The 24919-nt window shown below is 69.6% G+C and carries 22 protein-coding genes; 14 read left to right on the top strand and 8 right to left on the bottom strand.

What is annotated here, in order from left to right:
- Positions 1-3 precede the first annotated feature (3 nt).
- Positions 4-1818, bottom strand: coding sequence for a carbon starvation CstA family protein (locus KIK06_RS04680; RefSeq protein WP_017597406.1), 1815 nt, complete (start codon positions 1816-1818; stop codon positions 4-6).
- Between the two features lie 122 nt (positions 1819-1940).
- Between KIK06_RS04680 and KIK06_RS04675 the strand changes: the two genes are divergently transcribed.
- Positions 1941-2732 carry a hypothetical protein gene (locus KIK06_RS04675; RefSeq protein WP_327084627.1) on the top strand — a complete coding sequence of 264 codons (792 nt, stop codon included), beginning with the start codon at positions 1941-1943 and terminating at the stop codon, positions 2730-2732.
- A 69-nt stretch (positions 2733-2801) separates the two neighbouring features.
- On the top strand, positions 2802-3590 hold the full coding sequence (locus KIK06_RS04670) for an SAM-dependent methyltransferase (RefSeq protein ID WP_268642067.1): 789 nt from the start codon (positions 2802-2804) through the stop codon (positions 3588-3590).
- A 99-nt stretch (positions 3591-3689) separates the two neighbouring features.
- On the opposite strand, the gene KIK06_RS04665 is transcribed toward KIK06_RS04670, so the two are convergent.
- Positions 3690-5093 (bottom strand): flavin monoamine oxidase family protein, encoded by a 1404-nt coding sequence (locus KIK06_RS04665; RefSeq protein ID WP_268642065.1) that lies wholly within the window; start codon positions 5091-5093, stop codon positions 3690-3692.
- 186 nt (positions 5094-5279) lie between these two features.
- Here KIK06_RS04665 and KIK06_RS04660 point away from each other — a divergent pair, with 186 nt between their 5' ends.
- On the top strand, positions 5280-5834 hold the full coding sequence (locus KIK06_RS04660; protein ID WP_268642064.1) for a chorismate mutase: 555 nt from the start codon (positions 5280-5282) through the stop codon (positions 5832-5834).
- 21 nt (positions 5835-5855) lie between these two features.
- Here the strand turns inward: KIK06_RS04660 and KIK06_RS04655 are convergent, their stop codons facing one another.
- Positions 5856-7067 carry an amidohydrolase gene (locus KIK06_RS04655; RefSeq protein ID WP_268642063.1) on the bottom strand — a complete coding sequence of 404 codons (1212 nt, stop codon included), beginning with the start codon at positions 7065-7067 and terminating at the stop codon, positions 5856-5858.
- A 112-nt stretch (positions 7068-7179) separates the two neighbouring features.
- Between KIK06_RS04655 and KIK06_RS04650 the strand changes: the two genes are divergently transcribed.
- Entirely contained in the window at positions 7180-7686 is a 507-nt protein-coding gene (locus tag KIK06_RS04650; protein WP_268642062.1) for a hypothetical protein, read from the top strand.
- Positions 7687-7800: 114 nt separating this feature from the next.
- Here KIK06_RS04650 and KIK06_RS04645 read toward each other — a convergent pair whose 3' ends face one another.
- Together KIK06_RS04645 and KIK06_RS04640 are read right to left on the bottom strand one after the other, a co-directional pair.
- Positions 7801-8001 (bottom strand): DUF397 domain-containing protein, encoded by a 201-nt coding sequence (locus KIK06_RS04645; RefSeq protein ID WP_268642060.1) that lies wholly within the window; start codon positions 7999-8001, stop codon positions 7801-7803.
- Positions 8002-8853 (bottom strand): DUF5753 domain-containing protein, encoded by an 852-nt coding sequence (locus tag KIK06_RS04640; RefSeq protein WP_268642059.1) that lies wholly within the window; start codon positions 8851-8853, stop codon positions 8002-8004.
- 267 nt (positions 8854-9120) lie between these two features.
- Here KIK06_RS04640 and KIK06_RS04635 point away from each other — a divergent pair, with 267 nt between their 5' ends.
- Together KIK06_RS04635 and KIK06_RS04630 are read left to right on the top strand one after the other, a co-directional pair.
- Complete coding sequence (locus KIK06_RS04635; protein ID WP_268642058.1) at positions 9121-9645, top strand: ATP-binding protein; 525 nt, start codon at positions 9121-9123, stop codon at positions 9643-9645.
- On the top strand, positions 9642-9842 hold the full coding sequence (locus KIK06_RS04630) for a hypothetical protein (RefSeq protein WP_268642057.1): 201 nt from the start codon (positions 9642-9644) through the stop codon (positions 9840-9842). The genes KIK06_RS04635 and KIK06_RS04630 overlap by 4 nt, the downstream gene beginning before the upstream one ends.
- Positions 9843-9944: 102 nt before the next feature.
- On the opposite strand, the gene KIK06_RS04625 is transcribed toward KIK06_RS04630, so the two are convergent.
- Entirely contained in the window at positions 9945-11330 is a 1386-nt protein-coding gene (locus KIK06_RS04625) for a sporulation protein (RefSeq protein WP_268642056.1), read from the bottom strand.
- Positions 11331-11495: 165 nt separating this feature from the next.
- The gene (locus tag KIK06_RS04620; RefSeq protein WP_268642055.1) at positions 11496-12542 is read right to left on the bottom strand and encodes a tyrosine-type recombinase/integrase; all 1047 of its coding nucleotides are present in this window, start codon (positions 12540-12542) and stop codon (positions 11496-11498) included.
- A gap of 375 nt (positions 12543-12917) precedes the next feature.
- On the opposite strand from KIK06_RS04620, the gene KIK06_RS04615 reads away from it, so the two are divergent.
- Both KIK06_RS04615 and KIK06_RS04610 read left to right on the top strand, forming a co-directional pair.
- Complete coding sequence (locus KIK06_RS04615) at positions 12918-13337, top strand: hypothetical protein (RefSeq protein WP_268642053.1); 420 nt, start codon at positions 12918-12920, stop codon at positions 13335-13337.
- A complete protein-coding gene (locus KIK06_RS04610) occupies positions 13330-13890 on the top strand; it encodes a hypothetical protein (protein WP_268642051.1) in 561 nt (186 codons plus the stop codon). The genes KIK06_RS04615 and KIK06_RS04610 overlap by 8 nt, the downstream gene beginning before the upstream one ends.
- Positions 13891-13936: 46 nt before the next feature.
- Here KIK06_RS04610 and KIK06_RS04605 read toward each other — a convergent pair whose 3' ends face one another.
- A complete protein-coding gene (locus tag KIK06_RS04605; RefSeq protein WP_268642050.1) occupies positions 13937-16918 on the bottom strand; it encodes a Tn3 family transposase in 2982 nt (993 codons plus the stop codon).
- A 178-nt stretch (positions 16919-17096) separates the two neighbouring features.
- Here KIK06_RS04605 and KIK06_RS04600 point away from each other — a divergent pair, with 178 nt between their 5' ends.
- The 6 genes from KIK06_RS04600 to KIK06_RS04575 all read left to right on the top strand — a co-directional run bounded on the left by KIK06_RS04600 (position 17097) and on the right by KIK06_RS04575 (position 24915).
- Positions 17097-18863, top strand: a complete 1767-nt coding sequence (locus tag KIK06_RS04600) for an asparagine synthetase B family protein (protein ID WP_268642049.1) — start codon at positions 17097-17099, stop codon at positions 18861-18863.
- A 58-nt stretch (positions 18864-18921) separates the two neighbouring features.
- Complete coding sequence (locus KIK06_RS04595; RefSeq protein ID WP_268642048.1) at positions 18922-19332, top strand: NUDIX domain-containing protein; 411 nt, start codon at positions 18922-18924, stop codon at positions 19330-19332.
- Between the two features lie 49 nt (positions 19333-19381).
- On the top strand, positions 19382-20704 hold the full coding sequence (locus KIK06_RS04590; protein ID WP_268642046.1) for a UDP-glucose dehydrogenase family protein: 1323 nt from the start codon (positions 19382-19384) through the stop codon (positions 20702-20704).
- The gene (locus tag KIK06_RS04585; RefSeq protein WP_268642045.1) at positions 20701-22026 is read left to right on the top strand and encodes a tetratricopeptide repeat protein; all 1326 of its coding nucleotides are present in this window, start codon (positions 20701-20703) and stop codon (positions 22024-22026) included. Before KIK06_RS04590 ends, KIK06_RS04585 begins: the two co-directional genes overlap by 4 nt.
- 119 nt (positions 22027-22145) lie before the next feature.
- Positions 22146-23648 (top strand): basic amino acid/polyamine antiporter, encoded by a 1503-nt coding sequence (locus KIK06_RS04580; RefSeq protein WP_268642044.1) that lies wholly within the window; start codon positions 22146-22148, stop codon positions 23646-23648.
- A gap of 13 nt (positions 23649-23661) precedes the next feature.
- Positions 23662-24915, top strand: a complete 1254-nt coding sequence (locus tag KIK06_RS04575; RefSeq protein WP_268642042.1) for an arginine deiminase — start codon at positions 23662-23664, stop codon at positions 24913-24915.
- Positions 24916-24919: the final 4 nt, after the last annotated feature.

The following is a 24919-nucleotide window of genomic DNA, read 5'->3' as shown; positions in this document are numbered from 1 at the left end:
TGGTCAGGCATCGCCGTCGGTCCCCTCAGCGGCGGGCTCGGGCGTCTCGTCCGTCTTCCGCTCACCGGTTCCCCCCGCGGTGCCGCTCCGGCGGGCCAGGAAGGCCCGGCGCAGGGCGATCGCGGCCTCGACGGTCATCCACAGGGCCAGGCCGAAGATGGCCAGGTCCAGCGGCGCGAGCACGAACCGCTGGAGGGGGTCGTCGGAGCCGACGAAGGTGATGAGCTGGATGACGAGCGCCCAGGAGGTCATCACGACGAGGAAGACCAGCGGGACGAGGATGACGATCGGGTTGCGGCCGCGCTTGGTCACCCAGACCGCGATGACCGCCAGCGCCAGGCCCGCCGTCAGCTGGTTGGTGGTGCCGAACAGCTGCCAGAGGGTGCCCAGGGCGAAGTTGCCGGGCACCAGGGCCAGGGACAGGGCCAGGCCGACCGTGATCAGCGTGGCGACGGTGGTGTTGCGGGACAGGAAGGTGAAGACCCCGTGGGCCGCGCCGCCCTCGTTCGACCGGTCCGCCGCGATGGTGCTGATCTCCTGGATGGTGTAGCGCTGGAGGCGCACCGCGGTGTCCAGGGAGGTGGCGGCGAAGCTGATCACGACGACGCTGGCGAAGACCAGGCCCATGCTCTCGGGCACACCGAGGTTGCTGGCGAACCCGGCCACGCCCTGGACGAACCGGCCGCCCGCACCGGTTCCGGCGGTCTCCCAGTCCACGTACAGCTGGGTCCAGGTGGTGTCCTGGTTGGTGGACAGGACCATGATCCCGGCGGTGCAGGCCAGGATCGAGCAGACCGCGAGCGTTCCCTCGCCCAGGGAGCTGAGGTAGCCGACGTAGCGGGCGTCGGTCTCCTTGTCCAACTGCTTGGCCGTGGTGCCGGAGGAGACCAGGCTGTGGAAGCCGGACACGGCACCGCACGCGATCGTGATGAACAGCAGCGGGAAGATCGACGGCGACCCGTCGGGCACGTCGCCGCGGAAGGCGGGAGCCTCGATCGCGTCCATCCCGACGACCACGCCGAGCATGATGACGGCCAGGGCCAGGACCATCTGGTGCTGGTTGATGTAGTCGCGCGGCTGGAGCAGCATCCACACGGGCAGGCGCGAGGCGAAGAAGGTGTAGGTGAACAGCAGCACCATCCACACCGTCGACGCCTCGACGCCCAGGGCGTTGGCCACGGGGTCGACGGTGATCGGCACCAGCTGGCCGAGGGGGATGCACACGTAGACGACCACCAGCGCGATGACCGACGGAAGGAGCGCGGCCGTGCGGCGGCGGTAGACCACCTGGCCGACGCCGATCGCCAGCGGGACGGTGACCAGGACCGGCAGGACCGCCGCGGGGGTGGCGATGAACAGCCCGGCGATGACCACGGCGAACACCGCGTTGACCATGGTCACCAGGAAGAAGATGATCAGCAGGAACATGATGCGGGCCCGCGCGCTGATCACGTCGCTGGCGAGTGTGCCGATGCTGCGGCCCTTGTGGCGGACCGACACGACGATCGACCCGAAGTCGTGCGCGCCGGAGGCGAAGATCGTGCCCAGCACGACCCACAGCAGCGCCGGTCCCCACCCCCAGAAGACGGCGATGGCCGGGCCGACGATGGGTGCGGCGCCGGCCACGGAGATGAAGTGGTGGGCGAAGACGATGTGTTTGTTGGTGGGGAGGTAGTCCACCCCGTCCCGGTAGGTGTGGGCTGGCGTCACGAAGGCGGGGTCCAGCTGGTAGACCCGGTCGGCCAGGTAGACGGAGTAGAAGCGGTAGCCGAGCGCGAACAGCGCCAGGGCCCCGAGGAGGACGGCTACGGCAGGCATGTGGGAGGTTCCTTGCGTGTCGGCACCGCGGTGTGGCTGCCCCGCTGGTGCTTTCGGCTGGGGGGATGGGGGTACAGTCCCGAGAAGTTAACATGAGAGCCACGTCACGGAAAAGGTTCGACGTGAACGATTGGGATACGGCGTGGCGGCGTTCCCCCGCTGGTGAGATGTGCTGGCTGTCCGACGGCGGGCCCGTCGGGGTGCCGGTCGTTCCGCTGCTCGCGGACCACCCCTGCGTGGCGCTGCCCATGGCCTACCTGCCCGTCATCGACTCCCTGCTCAACCGGGCCGCGTTCTGCCTGACCACGGCCGCCGGGCCCGGTGAGCCGACGCTGGTCGCCACTGGCCGGATCCGGGTCCGTCTGGACCTGGACGGGTCGGAGTTCGGCGCGGATCTGGTCGAGCAGGAGGTGCGCAAGCACCCGCCGACCCGGCTGCGCGCGGGCAGCCTCATGGCGCGCCGGGAGAACTGGTGGTGGATGTCGCGGGCCGTGGTGAGCCTGGTCGAGGTCGAGCGCGTCCACCACGTCCCCGCCCGTACCCGGGCGAGCGACGCGCTGCTGGTCCGGGAGGTCGACGCGGACGTGAGCGTGGACGTGGTCACCGCCCGGGACTGGTCGGGCGGAGTGGGCGGGGCGGTGGAGCTGTGGCCGCGCGACGGCCGGGACCTGGACGGGGACGGCGGAGCCGCGTTCGTCTTCGGCCACCAGGCCAGCCCGGACTACGAGCGGTGGGAACGGTGGAGCAGGACCGGTTCCCTGCGAGGGCAGACCTTGGAGATCGCCGAGGCCGAGGGGGCGCCGGACTCCCGTCTCGCGCCGTTCGGCCTGTTCGAGCGGTTGCGCAACCACCGCCAGGTGGAGCGCGCCTGTAAGGCCGGGATCACCGCCGCCGAACGCCGGTTGGTGCGCTGAGGGAACCGTGCACCCTCGGGAACCGGCCCGGCGGTGGCAGCCGCGCACACGGCCCTCTACTCTCGGCGCATGGAATCCTCACGCCCCCTGATCGACACGACCACCGCCCACTCCGCCCGTGTGTGGAACTACTGGCTGGGCGGCAAGGACAACTACCCTGCCGACCGCGAGGTCGGTGACTACGTCCTGCAGGCGTACCCCGAGATGGTCGCCGCCGCCCGCGCGGACCGGGACTTCCTCATCCGGGCCGTCACCCACCTGGCCGAACGGGAGGGTGTGCGCCAGTTCCTCGACATCGGCACCGGGCTGCCCACCCACCACAACACCCACGAGGTCGCCCAGGCCGTCGCCCCCTCCTCGCGTGTGGTCTACGTCGACAACGACCCCATGGTCCTGGCCCACGCCAGAGCCCTCCTCACCAGCCACCAGGACGGCACCACCCACTACGCCGACGCCGACCTGCGTGATCCCTCCACCGTCCTGGCGGAGGCCGCCGACCATCTGGACTTCGCCCGGCCGATCGGGCTGACCATCCTGGGCACGATGGGCCACTTCGCCGGCCAGGAGGCCTACGACATCGTGCGCGGCTACGTCGACGCGCTTCCCCCGGGCAGCTTCCTGGTGATGTGCGACGGCACCGACACCAGCCCGGAGATGATCGAGGCCGCCAAGCGCTGGAACGACACCGCGGCCGCGCCCTACCACCTGCGCGCACCGGACGAGATCGCGCTGTTCTTCGACGGGTTGGACCTGCTCGAACCGGGTGTGGTGTCCGCGACACTGTGGCGGCCGGAGGCCACCGAGGTGGGGCGTCCCCGCGAGGTCGACCAGTACGGGGGAGTGGCCCGCAAGGGCTGACCACCGCGCCCCGCGCGGGCCGGCGCCCTCCTCCGGGGGCGGTTGGGGCACTGACCGGTCCGCCCGGGGCGGTGCCCGCGGCCGGTGGGTGACCGGGGCCTACTCCGTGCCGAGGATGCGGTCGGCCGCGCGCAGGCCGGACAGCAGCGCCCCGTGCACGGTCGCGGTGTGCTCGATCTCCGTGGCCTCCCCCGCGAAGAACAACCGCTCGTCCACCGGTTCGGCGAGGGCCTCGCGGTCGCCGTCCCCCGAGCCGACGGCGGTGTAGGAGAAGGCGCCCCGGGCGAAGGGGTCCTCCATCCAGTGGGTGAGGTAGTGGTCGACGGGGTCGGGGGCCTTGCGGAACATGGAGCGCAGCGACGCCATCGCGTGCTCGACCACGTCCCCCTCCTCCATCCGCGCCAGGAACCTCGCCGCGTTGCCCCCGTTGCGGCAGACCAGGACGGGGACGCCCCGGATGCGCTGGCCCGCGTACCAGTGGAACCAGGTCCCCTCCTGCGTCCCCAGGTGCACGAGGACCTCGGCGTCGCCCCAGAACACCTCGTCGAACAGCAGGAACAGCTTCTCCAGGCGGCCGTTGCCCAGGCGCTCGATCGCGTCGTTCTTGTCGCCGGGCAGGTCGGGGGAGAACTCCACCTGCCCCGCCTTGAGCACGCCCAGCGGAAGGGTGACCAGGACGCGGTCCGCGGTCAGGGTCTCCTCACCCTCGGGGGTGTCGACGCGGACCGAGACGCCCTCGTCGTCGTGGGAGATCCCCAGGACGACGTGGTCCAGACGCACGTCCAGCCCCCGGGCCAGGTGGTCGGTGAGCTGGCTCATCCCGTCGGGGAAGACGACGTCGTCGCCGCTGAACTCGTGCAGCGCGGCCACGGAGCTGAAGGCGACCTCCGTGGCGTCGGCGCCGTGGTCGGCCTCGATGATCCGGTGGACGATCTCCTTGGCGTCCCGGGCCCGCGCCCGGACCAGGTTGGCGTCGTAGAGGGCCTGTTGGACGCCCTCCTCCATGGACTCGCTGGGGTCGGCGCCGACGTTGGCCCAGTACATGTGCTCGTGGAGGAGGTTGACGTCCTCCATGTTGCGGCGGTGGCGGTCGAAGAGGAAACGGCGGCCCTTGGGGTCGTAGGCGGTCTCGGTGGAGCGGTTGAACACGGCCGTCCGGGCTCCGACCTCGCGGACCAGTACGGCGAGGGGGTTGTTCTCCTCGCCGCGCATCCAGGAGGCGCCCGCGTCGATGGTGAAGCCCTCCCAGGTCCGGATCGAGTGGACCCGCCCGCCGATGCGGTCGCGGGCCTCGACGACGGTGATCCGCTCCCCCGCGTCCGCGAGCCGGTTGGCGGCGGCCAGACCGGCCATCCCCGCGCCCACCACGATGGTGTGCCCCCTGCCGGCCCCGGCCTCGCGGCCGCGCGGCTCGACCTCGCGCGCCGTCTCCTCCTCGGCGACCGGGGCCTCGGTGGTCGGGGCCTCGGTGGTCTCCTCGCTGACGTCTGCCGGGTCAGCCATCGTGTGTCCTCTCGCCTGTACCAGCCAACGATCGTGACCCTATGTGCACAAATGGACACGGCGGTGGCCGACACCCCGACACGCGCCCACCCACACTCAATGCGCATCATGGTGACGCAAAATCATCACGCAGGAACTCTCTGTTAGATTCATGAGTCTCTCGACCACCGAACTCAAGGAACGACTGTGCGTGCGCTCGTGCTCCCCGTCACCCTGGCCCTGTCCGCGACCCTCCTCGCCGCCCCCGCCAGAGCGGGTGTCACGGGCGACCTCGGGGACCTGGTGGAGCTGTCCGCCGAGCGGGTCACCGTCGCCGAGGCGGTCGCCGCCGCCAAGTGGCACACCGGCGCCGAGATCGACGATCCCGCGCGTGAGGAGCAGATCCTGGCCGCCGTGGCCGGCCAGGCCCGTCGCGCCAGGCTGGACCCGCGCGTGGCGACCGCGGTGATGCGCGACCAGATCGAGGCCAACAAGTTCGTGCAACGCGGGCTGATCGCCCAGTGGCGCCGCGCCCCGGGACGGGCCCCGCTCCAGGAGCCCGACCTGTCCGAGCTGCGACCGGTGCTCGACCGCATCACCGCCGAGCTCGTGGAGGAGCTCAAGGCCACCGAGGAGCTGCGGGCCGAGCCGGGCTGCTTCGACACGCTGGCCCGGGACGCCCACCGCGTCGCCGCCGGATACGGGTTCGACCCGCTGTACACGACCGGGCTGGTCCGCGCGCTGCCCTCGGTCTGCGTCTGAGCCGACGCGCGGACCGGCCGCTCAGTCCCCCTCCGGGGGCAGCAGCACGCCGTCCCGGGCCACCACGTTCCCGCCGTGCACGACCGCCCACCGGCGCGGCACGTCCACGACCACCTGCGGCGGGCACTCGCCCTCGACCAGGAGGAAGTCCGCCGGGGACCCCGGGGCGAGGTCGGCGCGCGCCAGGCCCAGCAGGTCGGCTCCGTCGTGGGCGCAGGTCAGGTAGGCGTCGGTGAGTTCGTCGTCCAGGCGGGCGTGCAGGGACCGGGCGAGCAGGTGGGCGCGGTGGAGCATGTCGGCGTTACCGAAGGGGCTCCAGGCGTCGCGGACGCCGTCCGATCCCACTCCCACGCCCACACCCCGCTCGCGCAGCGCCCTCACGGGCAGGACGCTCGTGGGACCGGGGGCGACGGTGGTCAGCCCGATCCCGGCCTCCGCCAGGTCCTCGGCCAGGCGGCGCAGGTCCTCGCCCGCCACCTCGGGGACGCGGAAGGCGTGGCTGACGGTCACCCGGCCGCGCATGGCCAGCGCGCGGGTGCGGTCGATGACGGCGCGCAGGGCCGTGTGGCCTGGCTCGCCCCGGTCGTGCAGGTGGAGGTCGACGCCCACCCCGTGGCGGTCGGCGATCCCGAAGACGAGGTCGAGCTGGCCGTCCAGGTCGCCGTCGAAGGTGCCCGGGTCGATGCCGCCGACCAGGTCGGCCAGGCCGGAGCGGGCGGCCTCCTCCAGGAGGTCGGCGGTACCCGGCGCCCGCAGGACTCCGTGCTGGGGGAAGGCGACGGTCTGCACCCGTGTGGCGTGCGCCAGGTTGGCCTTCGCCTGCTGGACACCCTCCAGACCGGCCAGGCCGTAGGCGGGCGCGACGTCGGCGTGGGCGCGCATGGCCCGGGTGCCCAGGGCCGCGGCGTGCGCCATGAGGCGCTCGGCGCGGACCGCGACGGGGGTGGGCAGGGCGCGGAAGAGTTCGGCGTCCTGCTCGCCGAGTTCGGCGATGCCGCGCGCCGCCCGCCGCGAGACCCAGGGTTCGCCCCAGGTGGTCTTGTCGGGGTGGACGTGCGCGTCCACCAGGCCGGGCAGGGCGAGGCGGCCGCCGCAGTCCACCACGGTCCGGGCCTCGGCGCTTCCGGCGTCGGCCACGGAGGAGATCACCCCGTCCGCCACCACGAGGTCGACGGGGTCGCCTCCCATCGGCCTGACGTCGCGAAACACCGTCGTCTCGACCTGCTGTGCCATGGCGGGCCCCTCCAGTGCGGGTTCGGGTCGCGGTCGGATGACCGGATGACACGGCAGCATGGCACGTTGTGTCAGTCCACCGCCACCCCGAACGGAAGACGAGGGAACCCGCATGAGCCCAGCGGTCGGGGAGCTCGCCGCGCGGATCCGCGCGATCGACTGGGAGATGGGCGTCGACCGCACCCGGTCCCGGGTGGCCCTCATGCGGGAGTACCTGCGCCGGTCGGCCGTGTGGACGCGGGCGCTCGGCGCGACCGGTTGGCCCTTCCACGACATCGCCGCCGTCGCCGCACCCGGAATCCGGGCGGAGGGGGCGGTGGTCGCGTCGGTGCGCGGGGACCCGGACCTCGCCCGGCAGTTCCCGGCCGTGGGGCGCACCTGTGTCTGGGCGCTGCACCTGGCGGCGGCCCGGGACGCGGGAGCGGCTCTGCCCGCCCTCCCCAACCCCTTCGACCCGCTCATCCGCATGTACGAGCGCGGCGGCGGGTTCTGCCTCTCCACGACGGGGACCGTCGACGTGGACGGCGTGGGCATCGGCCGCGGCACCCTCCTCCGGCACCTGGGCGATGTCCCGAAGGCGCCCGAGAGCGACGCCGGACTCGACGCGCTCGACGGGTGACTCCGTCAAGAAGCTCCGGTCCGGGATGTACCGGGACGGCAAGGGAACCTGGTTCACCCCGACGTACGCGAACGAGCCCCGGAAGCATGCGTTCCCAGGGTCGTTCGTCTGTGGCTAGGAGGGGTTCGCGGTCCCTTTGAGGGAGGAGACGAAGGTGCTCCACTCCCCCGAGGCGAACGTCAAGTGCCCCAACTCGGGCTGCTTGGAGTCACGCACGAGCGAACGAGATTCGACGTCCGCCACCTCCACGCACTCCTTGCCAGTGCCGCTATAGCTACTGGTACGCCAGAAGGCCTGTGTGGACTCGGCAGTCATCTATCCCGTCTCCTTCAACAGATCACTGATGAACGCACTGGAGGCACTCGCGTCAAGCGCCACGTCGCGGAACCTTGCGGCTGCCAGCGTATACCGGGCCACATCGGCAGAGTTCTCGACATAAACGTCACCGAAAAGCCCCTCCTGGTAGGCGACAGGAGCGTCTTCCGAATCTGGAAACTCGAAGATGGTGAACTGGCCCGACTGCCCTGTGTACACGCCTGAGGCAAACGGGACGACCTGGACGGTGATGTTGGGCCTTTGGTTAAGCTCGATCAGCCTGCGCAGTTGCCCCCTGTGCACCTCCTCGTCCAGGACGGCCCGCCTCAGCACCGCTTCGTCGAGAACCGCAAGGACTTCAGGCGGCTGTTCACGAGCAAGGATGCCTTGGCGCTCTATGCGGACGGACAACTGCCTCTGCATCTCCTCCGTGTCACCCGTCGCATGCATGGCTTGGATCGACTCCCGTGCGTAATCCTCCGTCTGAAGCAGCCCTGGGAGAAGATTCGGCGCATACACGCTGATCTTCGCGGCGTCGTTCTCCATCACGAAGAAGCTCTCGCCCTGGTACAGGTCCCGATACGCCAACCACCAGCCGCGCTTCCAGGCATCCTTGCCGAGCTGGAACAGTGACTCGCGCTCAGGAGATCGCACCCCATAGAGCTCCAGCAGCTCGTCCAGGTCATCGAGGATCAACCGGCTCTCGCCTCGTTCGATCCGGTACAGCTTCGTCTTGTGCCAACCCAGCTGCCCGGCGACATCCTCGGGGCTCATCCGCCGCTCGTCACGAAGCCGCTTGAGCTCGCGCAGTAGGCGCTTCCCCCGCACGGACAGGCTGAGCCGTGTCCTCATAGCCACTCCACTCATGACATCGGTCGGTATACGTCGGCCCATCTTGCCAGCCTCCAGCTGCCCTGGTCGAACTAAAAATGCGACGAACTATTAAAGATTGCTTGCACTTACCGCCTGTAGTGTTGATGATAGAGAGCAAGACCACAGTGTCAGGGCAACTTCTCGAAGTTCCCGACCCCTGTGCGCAACAGAACGGCCCCGGCAGCGTGTGTCCGCACGCGACCGGGGCCTGATGCCCTCGAACCTGGTAAGGACAGGTGAGGACCTGTGAACGAGCGTAGTGCTCCCGTGCCCAAACCCTCGAACCACCCCGAGATGCGGCGCTTCCTGGGCCGCTTCCCCGGCTCTCTGCCCTCGGTCGGAGACGCCCGTTACTGGCTGTGGCAGCGGCTGGACCTGGCACGGGTACCCGAACCACCACGTCACGACGCCCTGCTGATCCTCAGCGAGATCGCCACGAACGCCCTGCTGCACGCCCCCACCGGGCGAGGCGGCGGGGCGTTCCTCGTCTCCGTCTTCACGTACGCGCGCTGCCTGCGCGTCGCCGTCCGCGCGACCGGCGGCCCCGCCCTCCCCCGCCTGGAGGTCGTGCCCACCGAGCCGGACGCCGAGCACGGGCGCGGCCTGTTCATCGTCAACAGCCTGGCCGACTCCTGGGGGATCGAGCGCACCCGTTGTGGCCCCTCGGTCTACTTCACCCTGGAGTGGGACCAGGACCCCGAAGAACAGGACACGTGGACGGCGCACCGGTTCCGACAGAACCGGTTCCACACGGCGGGGGTCCAGCGATGAGGGCCGGATACCCGCTCCACCCGAGTCGGGAGCTCGAACGCCTGCGCGCCGACTTCCCCGACCACCTGATCTGCGAACTCCACGACGGGGCCGGACGCCCGGTCTTCACCGCGACCCTGTTGCACCGCCGCTGCCCCTGCCCGCCCGACCTGGTCACCGCGCCCTCCCCGGCCGCCCTGCGGCGCGCGCTCGAATAGCCCCGGACACCGTGGGCGCCGCGTGCGGGGGGACGCGGCGCCCCGCCGTCCAAAGCACGCCGATGAACCGTGAGTGCGCTGAGGCCGCCTTCCGGCACCCGGTCAGGCGAGCGGAGCCGTTGGCTGAAGGTTGCTGCCCGCAGTGATGTGTCGGATGGCCTCCCGAACCTCGGGTTTCCCGCTGTGGGGGCTGAGACGGCGGGCGAGGTCGTGTAGGTAGCCGACCGCGCGGCGGCTGCGCACTCGGGAGAGCACGTCAATGCTCTCGTTCGCCTTGGGCAGCGCGGCGTCCAGATCGCCCTGCTGGACGTGGGCGGTGGCCAGGACCGCCAGACGCAGTCCGTAGGAGCGGGCGAAGCGGTCGGTGGGCATGCTCGCCCGCGTGTTCCACTCCAGCGCCAGATGGGATTGACCCAGGTCCCGGTGGATCTCGACCGCGTCAGCGGCCAGACGGGCGTGGGTGTAGAAGTCGATCCACGCCGGGTCGTCCCCTGACCGGTTGCCCGCCACTGACAGCAGGTTCTCCGAGGTGGCCAGCGCGCGACCTGCGGCGCGGGGACGTCGCGCACGGGCGTGAACGCGGGCCTCGATGAGATGGAAGAACGCCCGCACCCGAGGAGGGGCGGTGGTGCGTGTGGCGGACAGTGCGGCCTCCACCATGTCCAAGGCGTCGTCGTGGAAGCCGCGTAGCGATACCTGTAAGCCCATGCAGACCAGGATGTAGCCGCCGAGATCGATGCCCCCGGCGGCGCGGGCCATACGCAGGGCCTGGACGTAGTGGCGTTGGGCCAGGGCGTGCTCTCCGTTGTCGAAGGCGGTCCACCCGGCCAGGCGGCCGAGCGCGGCGGTGGCGGCGAACAGGTCCCGGCCGACCTGGTCGGTGTAGGTGCCGCGCAGCATGGGCGCGGCCACGTCCCGCAGACACGCTCCGACCACGGACACGCCGGGGCTGCCGCCGCCCCATCGGGAGTCGGCGTGGCGGGCCTGCTCGCCGATCTCCACCAGTTCGACGATGTCGGCTCGCCCGATCCTGCGCCCGCCGCCTTTGTGCGCTGCGGCCTCGTCGGCGGGTTGGGACATCCACCGCAGGGTGGGCGGTCCGAAGGCGGTGGCGGTGAAGGCGGTGGACAGGAACACGCGGCGGTCCATGCTGCTCCAGAACGCGGTGGCCGCACCGATCGCGGCGGGCAGGGGGCGGGGAAACTCCAACCCCACATGCTGCCCGATCCGCACCGCGTTGCCCAGACCGATCTCGGCCAGTGACACCGGCCGTCCCAGCCGCTCCGACAACGCATGGGCCAACACCTCCGGTGCGGGAGGTCGGGGCACCATTCCACGCGTCACCCAGTTGGCCACCGACGTGTGGGTGTAGGAGGTCGCGTGACCAGCTGCGGCTGCCAGTTCGTTGATCCGGTGAGCCAACGCCTTGCGGCTCGCCCCGGACAGCTCGATCAGGTCCCGCAGCGCGGTGTTGGGGAAGTGTCCCATGTGACTGCCTCCACATCGGTCGTGTACCGAACGTAGTCGCTGCGCTGGGCACTGTGAACCCGCTGCGTGATCCGTGCGCCCCCTCGTGCGCCCTCCTCAGGGGTCGTCCGCGCTGCTTCGGGTGCCGTTAACGAACGTGGCACCAGCCGCAAACACGACTGAACCTCACCGGTCGACGGTGAGCACATCCAAGGCGGCAGCCTTGTCCGCTTCGGTGGGCAGGGCGTAGCGACGGGTGGTGTTGATGTCGGCGTGCCCCATTAGCTCGGCGACGGTCACCAGGTCCACCGGCTCCTTCGCCAACTCGCTGCCACCGCGCACCAGGTCGGTGCCGAAGGTGTGGCGCAGCACGTGCGGCCCGAACGCCTCGCCGTCGTCTGAGGGGCCGATCCCCGCCACCGCGCCCAGGGCGCTCACGGCGGTGTTCGCGGCCCGGGTCGACAGGACGCCTCCGTCCCGGTTGCGCACCAGCGGCCCCGAGGCAGGCCGTCCAAGCTCGTCCAGGAGGAGTTCGAGGGAAGCTCGCACCTCGGCGTGCAGCGGGACGGTGCGGTCCTTGCCACCGAACCGCCCCTTGCCGCGCACCCGCACCGTGCCCTTGCGCGCCGACAGCCGGAGGTCGGCCACGTCCAGGGCGACGATCTCGGCCACCCGCAGGCCCGCGTAGTAGGCCAGGTGGCAGATCACCCGGTCCCGCAGCGAGGCGTCACGGGTCACGGTGCGCAGGAACCGGAGCTTGGTCCGCGCGTCCAGCGCGCGGGGCGCGCTGGGGCGGGCCAGGTGCTCGCGGACCACGTCCGGCCGGCCCGAACCGCGCAGGGAGAAGAAGGCATCGATGGCGGCGAGCCGGTTGTTGATGGTGGCCGCCGACAGGCGCCCGCCCGAGCGGGTGCGGGTGTTCTTCAGCGTGCGGCGATAGTCGCGCACAGCCCAGTCCCGAGCGTCTGGATCGACCAGAGGGTCGCCGTCCAAGACGTCGGCCTCGCGGGCCTCGGCCAGCCAGGTGAGGAAGGAAGCGGCGTTGCGCTGGTACTTGTCGCGCGTGGCCGCCCCCAGGTCGGTGGAGGCGGCCAGCTTCTCGGCGAACGCGCGGTGTTCGTCTGCCAGGTCGTCGGGCAGTGCGAGGGTTCGGCGCGGCCGACCGGTGCGTGTGTTTCCAGAAGTGGAAACCGGGGGCTGATCTTCGCCGGGGATCGTGTTTCCAGAAGTCATCTCCGTAGTCTACTTCTGGAAATCAAGCTTTCCAGAAGTAAACACCTCCGCGAGAACCCACCTAAGTTGCTCGCGGGTTACTTGGCACCTGGTGACACGCTCCTTACCGACACCCCGGGTTCTGCGCCATCCGGCCAGCCTCGAACGTTCTTCCGGCTGATCGGCGAGGCGTCATGAAAGATCGAGGCTAGTGTCGACAGCATCCGAACGCCATCCCTCGAGATTCGGACTTAAAGTCAAAAAAGTTACTTATATCTATCATTTCACCCTCAGACACAGAGGCAACAGTGTAAGCTACTACACTTTCGACATGGGGTTCGCTTCTCATGCGGAAGGGAAAACCGTGCTCAAGTAGAATCAAACCAAGGAGAGCTCGTGGATCCTGTGATCATTGCCCTACTGTCGGCCGCCGGTGGAGCCCTTGTCGAATCCATGGTGGGAGACGCCTGGGGTGCGTCAAAGAGCAAGGTTTCGCAGATTTGGAAGAGTCGCTCTAAAGATGAGGCTCCGGCCATCGAATATTTCCTAGAGAAAGATCATTCAGATCTCGTTGCCGTACCTGAGTCAGAGCGCGAATCAGCCGCCGAAAATATCAAGCAGATCTGGACGGATCGTTTCATTGAACTCGCAAGGAAGGACCCATCAGTTGTGCAAGAAATTTCTTCCCTTATGAGGCACCTCAACCACATAAATAAATCTTCCACGGCCAGTTTCAATGCGACCTCCAACGGCTCCGGTTCGATCTACCAGTCAGCGCGGGACATGCACTTCGGGAGGGGATCAGAAGGTGAGTGAGGGCGACCCTAATCACATAAACATAAACGCTGACCACAGCGGCTCAGGCAGCATATATCAGTCCCTGGGAGACCAGGTACATCACCATCCGATCCCGCCCCATGAGCGCATATGGTCCATCTGTGCTGGCAAAATTGTGCAAGGCGTCCGATTTTCCTTCGCCTTCCTCGTCTGCTACCTCTTCTGCATATTTGCGGCCATGTCAGCACGGATTGTGTTCGACGCTCGGTATGAGATAAGCCTGTTCTGGATGATAATCTGGCTTATTTTCTGCGCAACCATGATTCCGGGATCCGTACTCTTCTCTGCTGGCATTGAAAAGATCTTAGACCCGCCCTTCGAGAGCATCGAATCAGAAACATTCTGGCTGGTCGTATCTTTCATCCTCACGCTGGGGAAGTTTTTTTCTCCTGAGGTCGAAATGATATTCCCAACGGGAGATGCGCCGCAAATAATTCCAGAGTCATGGGCAATACACGGCGTGGCATCCCATGTACACCAATTTATCGAAGCTGCAGCCACTCGGGCAGCGCACAATTTGGGCCCACTTTAGATTCCCTTGACAGCGCTCTGCCCTTTGCTGTAGATCCAGGAGAACCTCACGCGAGGCCAGGTCCGGAAGGTTCCGCACCCGCGCCGATGTCCAGCCGCGAGCCCAGGTCCAGGTTGACCTCACCGTAGGGGCGCACGTGGCTCCAGAACAGCGGGGTCAGCCCACGCCGGTCGGCCGGGGTGAGCTTCTCGGACCATGCGGGTTCGGCGAGCACGTCCTGGAGCATGAGGGTGTTGACGTAGACCAGGGACGCTTGGAGGATCCGCAGGCACAGCGCGGCCATCTCCACCTCCTCGCGCCGGTTGGTGGAGATCTCCCCGCCCTTGCCGTAGTAGATGACCGCGTTCGCGGCGTTCCAGGACTCCACCACGTTGAGCCCCTCCTCGATCTCGCGCTGCAACTCGCGGTCGCGCAGGTAGCGGGCCACGAAGCAGGTGCGCTGGGCCCGGCCGATCTCCAGCATCGCCTGGTAGGCGGGGTGGGAGGCGGCGCGGGTGAAGCGGGACAGGATCGCCTCGGTGGAGGCGGTCCCCGAGCGGATCGCGGTGGCGTACTTGATGACCTGGTCGTAGTTGTTCTCGATGACGTCCCAGCGGATCGGCCGCGTCATCGCCGCCGCCAGGTGCGGGTAGGCGTCCGGCTCGCCGGTGTTGGGACGGTAGAGTCGGACGTGGTTGATCTGCTTGATGCGCGGCAGCAGGTCCACGTTCAGCAGCCGGGTGATGCCGAACCCGATCTCGGACTGGCCGTGGGAGTCGACGTAGTTGCCCTCCACCTTCATCGTCGTGCCGTGGCGGATGGCGCCCTCCACCATCGCCGCGACCTCCGAGGCCGAGGCCCGCAGGGTCTGGGAGTGCACGACCACCGAGTTGCGCTCGACGTGCCAGTACACCAGGATGCCCCGGCCGCCGTAGCGGGAGTGCCACTCGGTGAACAGGTTCTGGTCCCAGGCACGGAAGTGCGTGGAGTCGGAAGCTACCGCCGTGGAGGAGGCGCCCCACAGCCCCGTGTCGCGGGCGGCGAAGGTGGCGTTGGCGATCTCCACGGCGATCTGCCGGGCCGCCTCGGGGGTGAGGTAGCGGCGCCGCACGTAGCGGATGTCCTCCTCGGTGTGGCCGTGTGCGCCGCCCGCCACGGCGCGGTTCCCGGTGTTGGTGCCGTATCCGTAGATGGCCAGCATCAGCTTCTCGGCTAGGACCTCGGGCGGCATGCTCCCGCCACCGGCCACCGCGGTGACCTGTTGCAGGCAGCCGGTGCGCAGGATCGCCTCCTTGAGCATGTCGATCAGCGGCACCCCGTCCCACCGGCTGCGGACCTCGCCCTTGATCCGGCGCAGGTTGCGCGGCTCGGGGGAGGCCTCCGGGGCGGTGAACCGGATCGCCCCTGCCTTGCGCTCGGCGATGTCCACCCACTCCAGGCCGGGCAGGGCGGCGTCCAGGGCGCCGAGCTCGGCCTCCATCTCCTCGCGCAGCGCGCGAGTGAAGGCCTTGGGGTCGCGGGGTTTGCGCAGCTCGGTGTAGTGCTCGGCGCGGCGCGCCTCGAAGTCGGCGGGCAGGTCCTGGTCCGGGTTGCGCCACCGCCCGGCCCCGACCACCCACACCTCCTTGCAGCGCAACTGCTCGCGCAGCGCCTGGAAGGTGGCGACCTCGTAGACCATGCGCACCGTGCGGGACCGGCCGCGCTTGTCCTCGCGGCGCGCCACCTCGGCCCACTGGCCCGAGGTGCCCCGGTGCTCAGGGACATGCTCGCCCAGCGGGTAGTAGGTGGTGTTGCCCGCCTTGGCGTAGCGCGCCACCAGGTCCAGGGCCTCGATGACCGGCCGGTGCGCGGAGTTGTTGGACCGAAACTGGAGCACCTGGAGCAGTTCGATCAGGCCGCGCCGGTAGTGGTTGGTGTAGGAGGCCTTGAGTGTGGTCTGCACCGTGCGCCGGTAGACCGGCCCCTTGGTCCGGTACTCGTGCACCAGCTCCTTGAGCGTCTGCTCCCCGCCCGTCACGGCGGGGAACACCACCTCGCGCACCTGTCCGTCGGGGTCGGCCACGGAGGCCTCGGCGATGTGGAACAGGATGTTCTCCTTGCCGGTGACGCGCTTGAAGGCGTTGATCAGCTCGTTGGTGACCTTGCGCTCGGCGCGGGCCCCGATGCGGTGCACGGTCGCGATCAGCAGGTTCACCAGCGAGTCGGTGACCTCCCGCTCCCGTTCGGCCAGCAGCGCCGACAGCAGGGTCACCGCGGACTCCGGGGAGCGGCGGCGCAGGTGGGAGGGCGACTCCACCACCGCCCGCTGCCGCCAGGAGGCCAACACCTTGGGCGCCACGTCGGCGAACAGGGTCGGCGGCAGGCCGACGGAGCGGATCGCGTTGAGCTTGCGGATCTCCCGCAGCATCGATTCCAGGCTGATGTTGCCCGGCATCGCCTTGACCAGGGACAGCACCGACTCGGCGTCCTCGTCGTCGGCGTCGGCCTCCGGGTTCTGCTCCACCAGGCCCAGCACCCGCTCGCGCAGCTCAGGTGCCAGGCGGGACTCGATCGTGGTGAACCAGGTCTCCTCGGCGGTGCTCAGGGCCGAGCGCACCATCCGCATGATGCGGTCCGGGGTCGGCGGCTCGATGCGCTCGGCGAAGCAGTGCTTGAGCAGCTCCTCGCGCACCCGGTCGGCACTGCGCTCGGCGTGCGCGACGTTGGCGGCCAGCCAGTCGGTGAGCTTGTCGGCGTCGGCCACCCCGCACACCCGGAATCCCAGGTGGTCGCGGATCTGCTTGCGGTGGTACTCGATCGTGCGCCCGGACCACTCGTAGAAGCCGAAGTCGGCGGCGGTCACCTTCACCTGGCGGGCGACGAACCCGACGACCTCGTCGGGGAACTCCGCTTGGCCGCGGGGGAACCGGCCATGGCGGGTGTAGTACTTCAGCAGCAGCGCGAACCCCAGCTTCGTCGCGCCGCGCTTGCCCGCGACCAGGTCCTGTTCGTCGTCGAGCACTGGACCGTGCTCGACGAGTTCGTCCATGCCCACCGTCTGTCGTCCCATGGGGCTCCAGCGTGGTGGAGGCGTGTTAGAGCAGGACGATCACGGTGGGTCCATCTCGTTTGCGGCTGGTGGCACGTTCGTTAACGGCACCCCTGCTTGGCTGAAATCCCTGACCTTCGCTCGCCTTCCACGCGAAGCCCCGACTCGCTCCCGGAAGGCCCCTGCAATCGGAGGAATCATGTGCGGAATCGCCGGCCTGGCCGGACCCGACGCAGCTCTGCACACAACCACGGTCGCCTCCATGGGCTCCGCCCAACACCACCGCGGCCCCGACGGCACCACCCACCGCACGGCCCGCGACCAACACGCGGTCATGTCGATGAACATCCTCAGGATCGTCAACCCCGAGGCGGCCAACGGCCCCTACACCGACCCCGAAACCGGCCTGCTGGCCGCCCTCAACGGCGAGATCTACAACTACCGCGAGTGCGCCCGCCGCTGGGACATCCCCCTGGCCGAGAACGAAACCGACGCCCACCTTGTCCTGCGCGCCTGGGCGCGACTCGGAACCGGTTGTCTGGAGCACCTGGACGGCATGTTCGCCCTGGCCGTCTACGATCCACGGCAGAGCCGTCTCTTCCTCGTCCGTGATCGCCTGGGCGAGAAACCGCTCTACTGGCGACTGGACGGCGGACGGCTCGCCTTCGCCTCCGAGATCACCAGCCTCACCGGCTACGGTCGCGCTCCCGTGGTGCTCCGCCCCGAGATGATGTCTCTGGAGACCCCCACCGGCGTGGACACCCCGTATCAGGGCATCCAACTCCTGGCCCCCGCGACGGTTCTGGAGTTCCACGCCCTCACCGCTTCGATGGAGCAACACCGCTGGTGGAACCTGCCCTCCGGCGACCCCATCGACCTGCCCTACCGCGATTCCACCGCCCTGGCCACACGGTTGCTGGCCGAGCAGGTGCCGATGCGCCGCCCCGACGGCGACTACGCCCTGCTGCTCTCCGGTGGCCTGGACTCCTCACTACTCGCCTACCTGATGTGCCCGCCTGTGTGCGTCACCGTCCGTTACCCGGGCCAGGAGCGGTTCGACGAATCCCACATAGCGCGCCGTGTGGCCTGCGACATCGGCGCGGATCTCCTCGTCGTCGAACCCCAACCCGACGACTTCCAGAGCCACCTGCCCGACATCATCCGCGCTCTGGACTACCCGGTCGGCAACGCCAGCACCTTCCCCGAGTACATGGCCTACCGGACCATCGCCGACCACGGGCTCCGTGTGGTCATCGGTGGACTGGGCCCCGATGAGTTCCTCCTCGGCTACGCCCGCCACGCCCTCGCCCTGTTCGGCCCCACCGCCGTCCTGGACGCCGGAATGCACGCCTATCGGCCACTCGCCGCCAAACTCATGTCGGCGGCGGACGCGCCTCTGGACGCGGTCGAGACCGTCACCCGCCTCATCCTCCGGGGCCCCGATCCCGACCACCGCGTGCGCTCCATCGTTCGAGGAAGCCTTGAGGCCGCCCACGGAGACCTGGGCCGGGCGCTGACCCTGATCGACCTGGCCACCAGCTGGCGGCCCCTGGTCGCCACCAGCGACAAGCTCGCCTCCTCCCTGGCCCTGGAACGCCGCTCGCCCTACCTCGCCCGCCCACTGGTCGAGTTCTTCCACCGCCTACCCACCGAACACAAGATCACCCACCCCGTCCAGGGCAAACGCATCCTCCGCGACGCCGCCCGAGAACTCGGCGTTCCCCGACAGGTCTGGGCCAGCACCGACAAGATCGGCTTCGCCTCACCCCTGCCCGACTGGCTGACCGGACCACTCGCCCCCTGGACCGACCAGACCATCACCACGGCCCTCGACCAGGCCCCCGAAGGCATCGCCGCGCTCCTCCGATCCGGGCTGGCACGCCGGGGCGGGTTCAACCGCACCCGCGTCCACGCCCTCATGACCGCGCACTGGCTCACCTCCACCTCACTCCCGCAGGCCGCATGACCACCGGCACACCCCACCGCACAGGCTCCCTGGGACGGAGGTTGTCTACCGTGGGCGGATGGACACCGAGCAGCCCCGCGGCGCCGTCGCCCTCATCACCAACACACGCGGCGAGTTCCTCCTCCACCTGCGCGACGACATCCCCGGCATCGCCTGGCCCGGCCACTGGTCCGTGCTCGGCGGAGGCTGCGACCCCGGCGAGAGCCCCCACGCGGCGATCGTGCGCGAACTGGTCGAGGAGGCGGGCCTCACCGTCGAGGGCCTCACCGAACTGTTCGAGGTCCCCGACGCCCACGGCTCGGGCCAGTTGGTCACCGTGTTCGCCGCCACCTGGGACGGCGACGCCCACACCCTGCCCCTGGCCGAAGGGATCAAGCTCGACTGGGTCGCCCCCGCGCACCTGGACACCCTGACCATCCCCCCGTTCATCCGCGACGCCATCGACCGGTACACCGCCACCCGGGACTGACCCCTCGGTCCTTCCCCGTGGCGGTGTCCGCCACCGGGAAGGAAACCGAATGCACATCAGCGTGATCGGCTGCGGCTACCTCGGCGCCACCCTCGCCGCCTGCCTGGCCGACCTCGGCCACCAGGTCATCGGAGTGGACACCGATCCGGACCTGGTCGCCGCCCTGCACCAGGCCACAACGCCCTTCCACGAGCCGGGACTCGACGAGTTGCTGGCCACCAACCACGCAGGCGGGCGGCTGCGCTTCACCACCTCCCACGCACACGCCGCCGTCTTCGCCGACCTGCACTTCCTCTGCGTCGGTACCCCCGCATATCCCAACTCCGACGCCGCAGACCTGAGCTACCTGTGGGCCGCCACCGACAGCCTCGCACCCCACCTCACGCGCCCCTGCACGGTCATCGGCCGATCCACCGTCCCGGTCGGCACCGCGTCCGCCACCGCCACCCGGTTGGCCCGACTCGCCCCCGCCGGAGACGACGTCGAACTGGGCTGGAGCCCCGAGTTCCTCCGCGAGGGCCACGGAGTCTCCGACACCCTCCACCCCGACCGGATCGTGTTGGGCACCGACTCACCCCGTGTGGAGAAGGCCCTGCGCCGGGTGTGGCATACCCAGCTCACCGCGGACACACCGTTCCTGGTCACCGACCTGACCACCGCCGAACTAGTCAAGGTCGCCGCCAACGCCTTCCTGGCCACCAAGGTCTCCTTCATCAACGCGATGGCACAGATGTGCGAGTGCGCCGGAGGCGACGTCTTCCAGCTCGCCCACGCCCTCTCGTTCGACGCGCGCATCGGTGGTCAGGGCCTGCGGCCCGGCCCCGGGTACGGGGGCGGCTGCCTACCCAAGGACGTGGGCGCCTTCACCACCACCGCACGCGAGACAGGGGCCGACCTGGTCGTCGGTCTGCTGGAGCGGGTCCAACATGTGAACGCACGCCGCCGGACCGAGGTCGTCGACGCGGCCGGGCGTATATGCGACGTGGTGGGAGGGGCACGGATCGCGGTGTGGGGTGCGGCGTTCAAGGCCGGAACCGACGACATCCGGGACAGTCCAGCGCTGGACATCGCCGAACGGCTGCGTGCGCGTGGGGCACGGGTGACGGTGTTCGACCCGCGGGCACTGGACCGGGCCCGCAAGGCCTACCCCGAGCTGGGGTACGCCGACAGCGCCGAGGACGCCGTCATCGACGCCGATCTGCTGGTGCACCTGACCGACTGGCCGGAGTTCACGCGGATCGATCCGGAGACGATCGCGCACCGACCGCGTTCCCCGCGCCTGCTGGACGCGCGCGGAGGCCTGGACCGGCAGCGGTGGAAGCACGCCGGATGGCAGGTGCACACCATCGGTATCGGAGAGTTCGAGGTGTGAGCAGGTCTCTGACCACGAGGGCCCAGCCGAACGAACTGTCCCAGGAGGAGGACGAGTTGAGCGATCTGCGCGCCGTGATGACCGCCTCGTACCGCAACCTCACCCCGGATTCCGCGCGCTTCTTCCGGCTGCTGGGGCTGCACCCCGGAGCCGAGTTCTCCATCGACGCCGCTGCCGCCCTCACCGAAACGACGCCCGCCGAGGCACGGCGCCTGCTCGACCGGCTCACACGCTCGAACCTGGTGGAACGGCTACACCAGGACCGCTACCGCCTGCACGACCTGGTACGTCTCTTCGCCGTCGAGCGGGCGAGGCGGGAGGAGCCGGGCATGGTCGAACCGGCCGTCCGCCGCGTGACGCGCTGGTATCTGCGGGCCGCGGCCAGGGCACAGCTGGCGGAGCACCCGCACTTCCCCACCGTGGAAGGCGAACCCGAGGACACCCCGCTCCCCGACTTCGCCACTGCGCGGGACGCCCTGGAATGGTTCGAAAGGGAGCGCGCCAACCTCCTCGCGGCCCAACACGCCGCCTTCGACCACGGCGACCATGACACGGCCTGGCGGCTGCCCGCCTCCGTCTATCCGCTGTTCGAGGTGCACCGGCACTGGCATGAGTGGCGCGCCATGCACCGACTCGGCGTCCGAGCCGCCGAGCGGGCGGACGACGCCTTCGGGCTGGCTCGCAATGACCTGGGGCTGGGGGACGCCGAGTGGCTGTTGGGCGACCTCGACGCGGCGGTCGAGGCGTACGGGGCCGCGCTTGAGGCCAACGCCGTCGCGGGAGACCCCTGGGTGGAGGGTTTCGCCGAACGGCAGCTCGGCGTGGTGGCCTGGCGGCGGGGAGAACGCGACGGGTCGGCCGTGGTCCACGCCAGACGCGCGCTTGAGGTGTTCCGGGAAGCGGGTGAGCGACGTGGCGAGGCGATGGCCCTGCTGAGTCTGGCCGACTTCGCGGTCGACTCGAACGATGTGGAGGAAGCGCTCACCGACTGCCAGGCCGCCATCGACGTGTTCACCGACATCGGCGCGGTCTGGAGCGTGGCCTGGGCCCAGTGCACTCTCGGGCGGATTCTCACCGAGTCGGGCAGGGCGGGTGAGGCGGTCGGAGTCTACGAGACCGCCGTCACCGTGTTCGAGGACCACGGTGACGACGACAGTCTCGCCGTCGCGCGAACGGGCATGGCCGAGGCGTTGATCAGGCTCGATGACACCGATCGGGCCGCTGCGGCGTTGAGAGCCGTCCTGGACCACTTCCGCGACCACGGCGACCACCGATCCGCCGATGTCGAGGCGCGTCTGCGTGTGATCTCCGCGGGCTCCTAGCACGGCGGCGCGTCCAGGCGCCGCGTCACCCACGCGCGGCGCCCGGACCACCCCCACGAGGACACTCAGCGTGTCTGCGTGAACACGACAAGCATCGCTGCGAGCATCACCGAGCGGGAGTGACCAGTTCCCTGGCATCCGGCGGACGAGGGCACGTCGACGAGAAGGGCTCCGGCGAGTTGGCAGAGCAGCGAAGCACCGTGACGGGCGCCGAGAAGGTCGGCCTCCTCACCCTCACGGCCATGGTCGTGGGGTCCATGGTCGGCGCGGGGGTGTTCTCCCTCCCCCAGCGCTTCGCCCTGGAGACCGGGGTCGTGGGCGCGCTCATCGCGTGGGCGGTCGCGGGCATCGGCATGCTCACGCTCGCGCTGGTCTTCCAGGGTCTGGCGCTGCGCAGGCCCGACCTGGACGCCGGGGTGTACGCCTACGCCAAGGCCGGGTTCGGCGAGTACGTGGGCTTCTTCTCCGCGGCCGGGTACTGGGCGAGCGCGTGCGTGGGCAACGTGACCTACTGGGTCCTCATCATGACGACCCTGGGCGCCGCCTTCCCCGTGCTCCTCTCGGGGGGCGGGCTCGTCGCGGTCATGGCGTCGACGGCGGGCCTGTGGTTCTTCTACTTCCTCATCAAACGGGGCATCCGGGAGGCCACCGCGATCAACCGGGTCGTGACGGTCGCCAAGCTCGTCCCGATCCTCGTCTTCGTGCTCCTGGCGGCCCTCCTGCTGGACCCGGCCGTGTTCGCCGCCAACCTCACCGGCGCCGACTACACCGGCTCCCTGTTCGGGCAGGTACGCCAGACCATGCTCATCACCGTGTTCGTCTTCCTCGGCGTCGAGGGCGCGAGCGTCTACTCACGGCACGCCAGGCGCAGGAGTGACATCGGGCGCGCCACCGTCCTGGGGTTCCTCAGCGTCTTCGCCGTCTTCGCCTCGGTGACGATCGTGTCCTACGGGATCCTGCCGATGGAGCAGATCGCCGCGCTGCCCCAGCCGTCCATGGCCGGGGTCCTGTCGGCCGCCGTCGGGCCGTGGGGCGGCGCGATGGTCGGCGTCGGGCTACTGGTCTCGGTCCTGGGCGCCTACCTGGCGTGGACGCTCATGGCCGCCGAGGTGCTGTTCGTGGCGGCCAAGGACCGGGACATGCCGCGCTTCCTGGCCGAGTCCAACGACCGGGACGTCCCGGTCAACGCGCTGCTGCTCACCACGCTGCTCTCCCAGGTCGTCCTGGTCATCACCCTCTTCTCCGCGAACGCGTTCGACTTCGCGCTCGACCTGACGGCCGCGCTGTCGCTGATCCCCTACCTCCTGGCGGCCGCCTACGCCGTCAAGCTCGCCGTCACCAAGGAGACCTACGCCGACGACCTCCCCGCCACGCGGCGCCGGGAACTCGCCGTCGCCCTGGTGGCCACGGTCTACACCGTCTTCCTGGTCTACGCGGCGGGACTGGACCTGGTGCTGCTCGGCTGCGTCTTCTACGCCCCGGCGACGTTCCTGTTCGCGCGCACCCGGCGCGAACGGGGCCAACGCGTGTTCTCCGTCCGCGAGGCCGTCCTCTTCGCCGTGGTGGCCGTGGGAGCGGCGGTCGGCCTGGTCGCGCTCGGCGCCGGATGGATCACCTTGTGAGAAAGGCAAGCGCATGGCAGTCGACTCCACCACACCCGCGCACGGCGTCCACTCCGAGGTCGGACGGCTGCGCAAGGTCCTGGTGTGCTCACCGGGGCTCGCCCACGAGCGGCTCACCCCGACCAATTCCGACGAACTGCTCTTCGACGACGTGATGTGGGTCGAGGCCGCCCAGCGCGACCACCTCGACTTCGTGAACAAGCTGACCAACCGGGGTGTGGAGGTCGTCGAGCTGCACGACCTGCTGGCCCGGACCCTGGGCGTGCCCGGAGCGCGGGCCTGGCTCCTGGACCGCACGATCATCCCCAACCAGGTCGGGCTCGGCCTGGTCGAGGGCACGCGCGCCTACCTCGACTCCCTCTCCGACCGGGACCTGGCACGCCACCTCATCGGCGGCCTGGCGGTCTGCGACCTTCCCGCCGACTTCCGCACCTCCTACGCGTCGATCCCCCGCAAGTCCCGCAGCCAGAGCGAGTACCTGCTGCCGCCGCTGCCCAACACGCTCTACACCCGCGACACCACGTGCTGGATCTACGGTGGATTGACGCTCAACCCGCTGTACTGGCCCGCCCGGCACGAGGAGACCCTGCTCATGAAGGCGGTCTACCGGTTCCATCCGGAGCTGGCGGAGTCGACCGTGTGGTGGGGCGACCCCGAGCAGGACTGGGGGCGGGCCACCCTGGAGGGAGGCGACGTCATGCCCGTGGGCAGGGGGGCGGTCCTGGTCGGGATGAGCGAGCGCACCTCCCGCCAGGCGATCACCCAGCTCGCCAAGGCCCTGTTCGACGCCCGGGCGGCCGAACGCGTCGTCGTGGCCGCCATGCCCCGCCTCCGCGCGGCGATGCACCTGGACACCGTGTTCACCTTCGCCGACCGCGACCTGGTCACCGTGCACCCGGCGATCGTCGACGGGATCCGCTCCTTCTCCCTCCGGCCGTCCGACCGGGCTCCGGGTGTGGAGGTCACCGACGAGGGGGACGCCCGTTTCGTCGACGTGGTCGCCGACGCCATGGGCCTGCCCCGCCTGCGTGTGGTGGAGACCGCCGGTGACGTCTACGCCTCCGAACGCCAGCAGTGGGACAGCGGCAACAACGCCGTGGCCCTGGAACCGGGCGTGGTGTTCACCTACGACCGCAACACCCTGACCAACGCCGCGCTGCGCAAGGCCGGGGTGGAGGTCATCACCATCGTCGGCGCCGAGCTCGGCCGCGGGCGCGGCGGCGGGCACTGCATGACCTGCCCGATCGCCCGGGACCCGCTGGACTGAGCCC

This window comes from Nocardiopsis sp. EMB25, from assembly GCF_026797795.1.
Lineage (GTDB): Bacteria > Actinomycetota > Actinomycetes > Streptosporangiales > Streptosporangiaceae > Nocardiopsis > Nocardiopsis lucentensis.
This window is presented reverse-complemented; position numbering and strand designations above follow the sequence as displayed.

Bases quoted from the DNA above. Each gene is read 5' to 3' on its own strand.
- KIK06_RS04630 (WP_268642057.1), top strand. From the start codon at position 9,642: ATGAGGGCCGGATACCCGCTCCACCCGAGTCGGGAGCTCGAACGCCTG.
- KIK06_RS04680 (WP_017597406.1), bottom strand. From the start codon at position 1,818: ATGCCTGCCGTAGCCGTCCTCCTCGGGGCCCTGGCGCTGTTCGCGCTC.
- KIK06_RS04605 (WP_268642050.1), bottom strand. From the start codon at position 16,918: ATGGGACGACAGACGGTGGGCATGGACGAACTCGTCGAGCACGGTCCA.
- KIK06_RS04645 (WP_268642060.1), bottom strand. From the start codon at position 8,001: ATGACTGCCGAGTCCACACAGGCCTTCTGGCGTACCAGTAGCTATAGC.
- KIK06_RS04595 (WP_268642048.1), top strand. From the start codon at position 18,922: ATGGACACCGAGCAGCCCCGCGGCGCCGTCGCCCTCATCACCAACACA.
- KIK06_RS04665 (WP_268642065.1), bottom strand. From the start codon at position 5,093: ATGGCTGACCCGGCAGACGTCAGCGAGGAGACCACCGAGGCCCCGACC.
- KIK06_RS04670 (WP_268642067.1), top strand. From the start codon at position 2,802: ATGGAATCCTCACGCCCCCTGATCGACACGACCACCGCCCACTCCGCC.
- KIK06_RS04640 (WP_268642059.1), bottom strand. From the start codon at position 8,853: ATGAGGACACGGCTCAGCCTGTCCGTGCGGGGGAAGCGCCTACTGCGC.
- KIK06_RS04590 (WP_268642046.1), top strand. From the start codon at position 19,382: ATGCACATCAGCGTGATCGGCTGCGGCTACCTCGGCGCCACCCTCGCC.
- KIK06_RS04625 (WP_268642056.1), bottom strand. From the start codon at position 11,330: ATGGGACACTTCCCCAACACCGCGCTGCGGGACCTGATCGAGCTGTCC.
- KIK06_RS04575 (WP_268642042.1), top strand. From the start codon at position 23,662: ATGGCAGTCGACTCCACCACACCCGCGCACGGCGTCCACTCCGAGGTC.
- KIK06_RS04655 (WP_268642063.1), bottom strand. From the start codon at position 7,067: ATGGCACAGCAGGTCGAGACGACGGTGTTTCGCGACGTCAGGCCGATG.
- KIK06_RS04650 (WP_268642062.1), top strand. From the start codon at position 7,180: ATGAGCCCAGCGGTCGGGGAGCTCGCCGCGCGGATCCGCGCGATCGAC.
- KIK06_RS04600 (WP_268642049.1), top strand. From the start codon at position 17,097: ATGTGCGGAATCGCCGGCCTGGCCGGACCCGACGCAGCTCTGCACACA.
- KIK06_RS04620 (WP_268642055.1), bottom strand. From the start codon at position 12,542: ATGACTTCTGGAAACACGATCCCCGGCGAAGATCAGCCCCCGGTTTCC.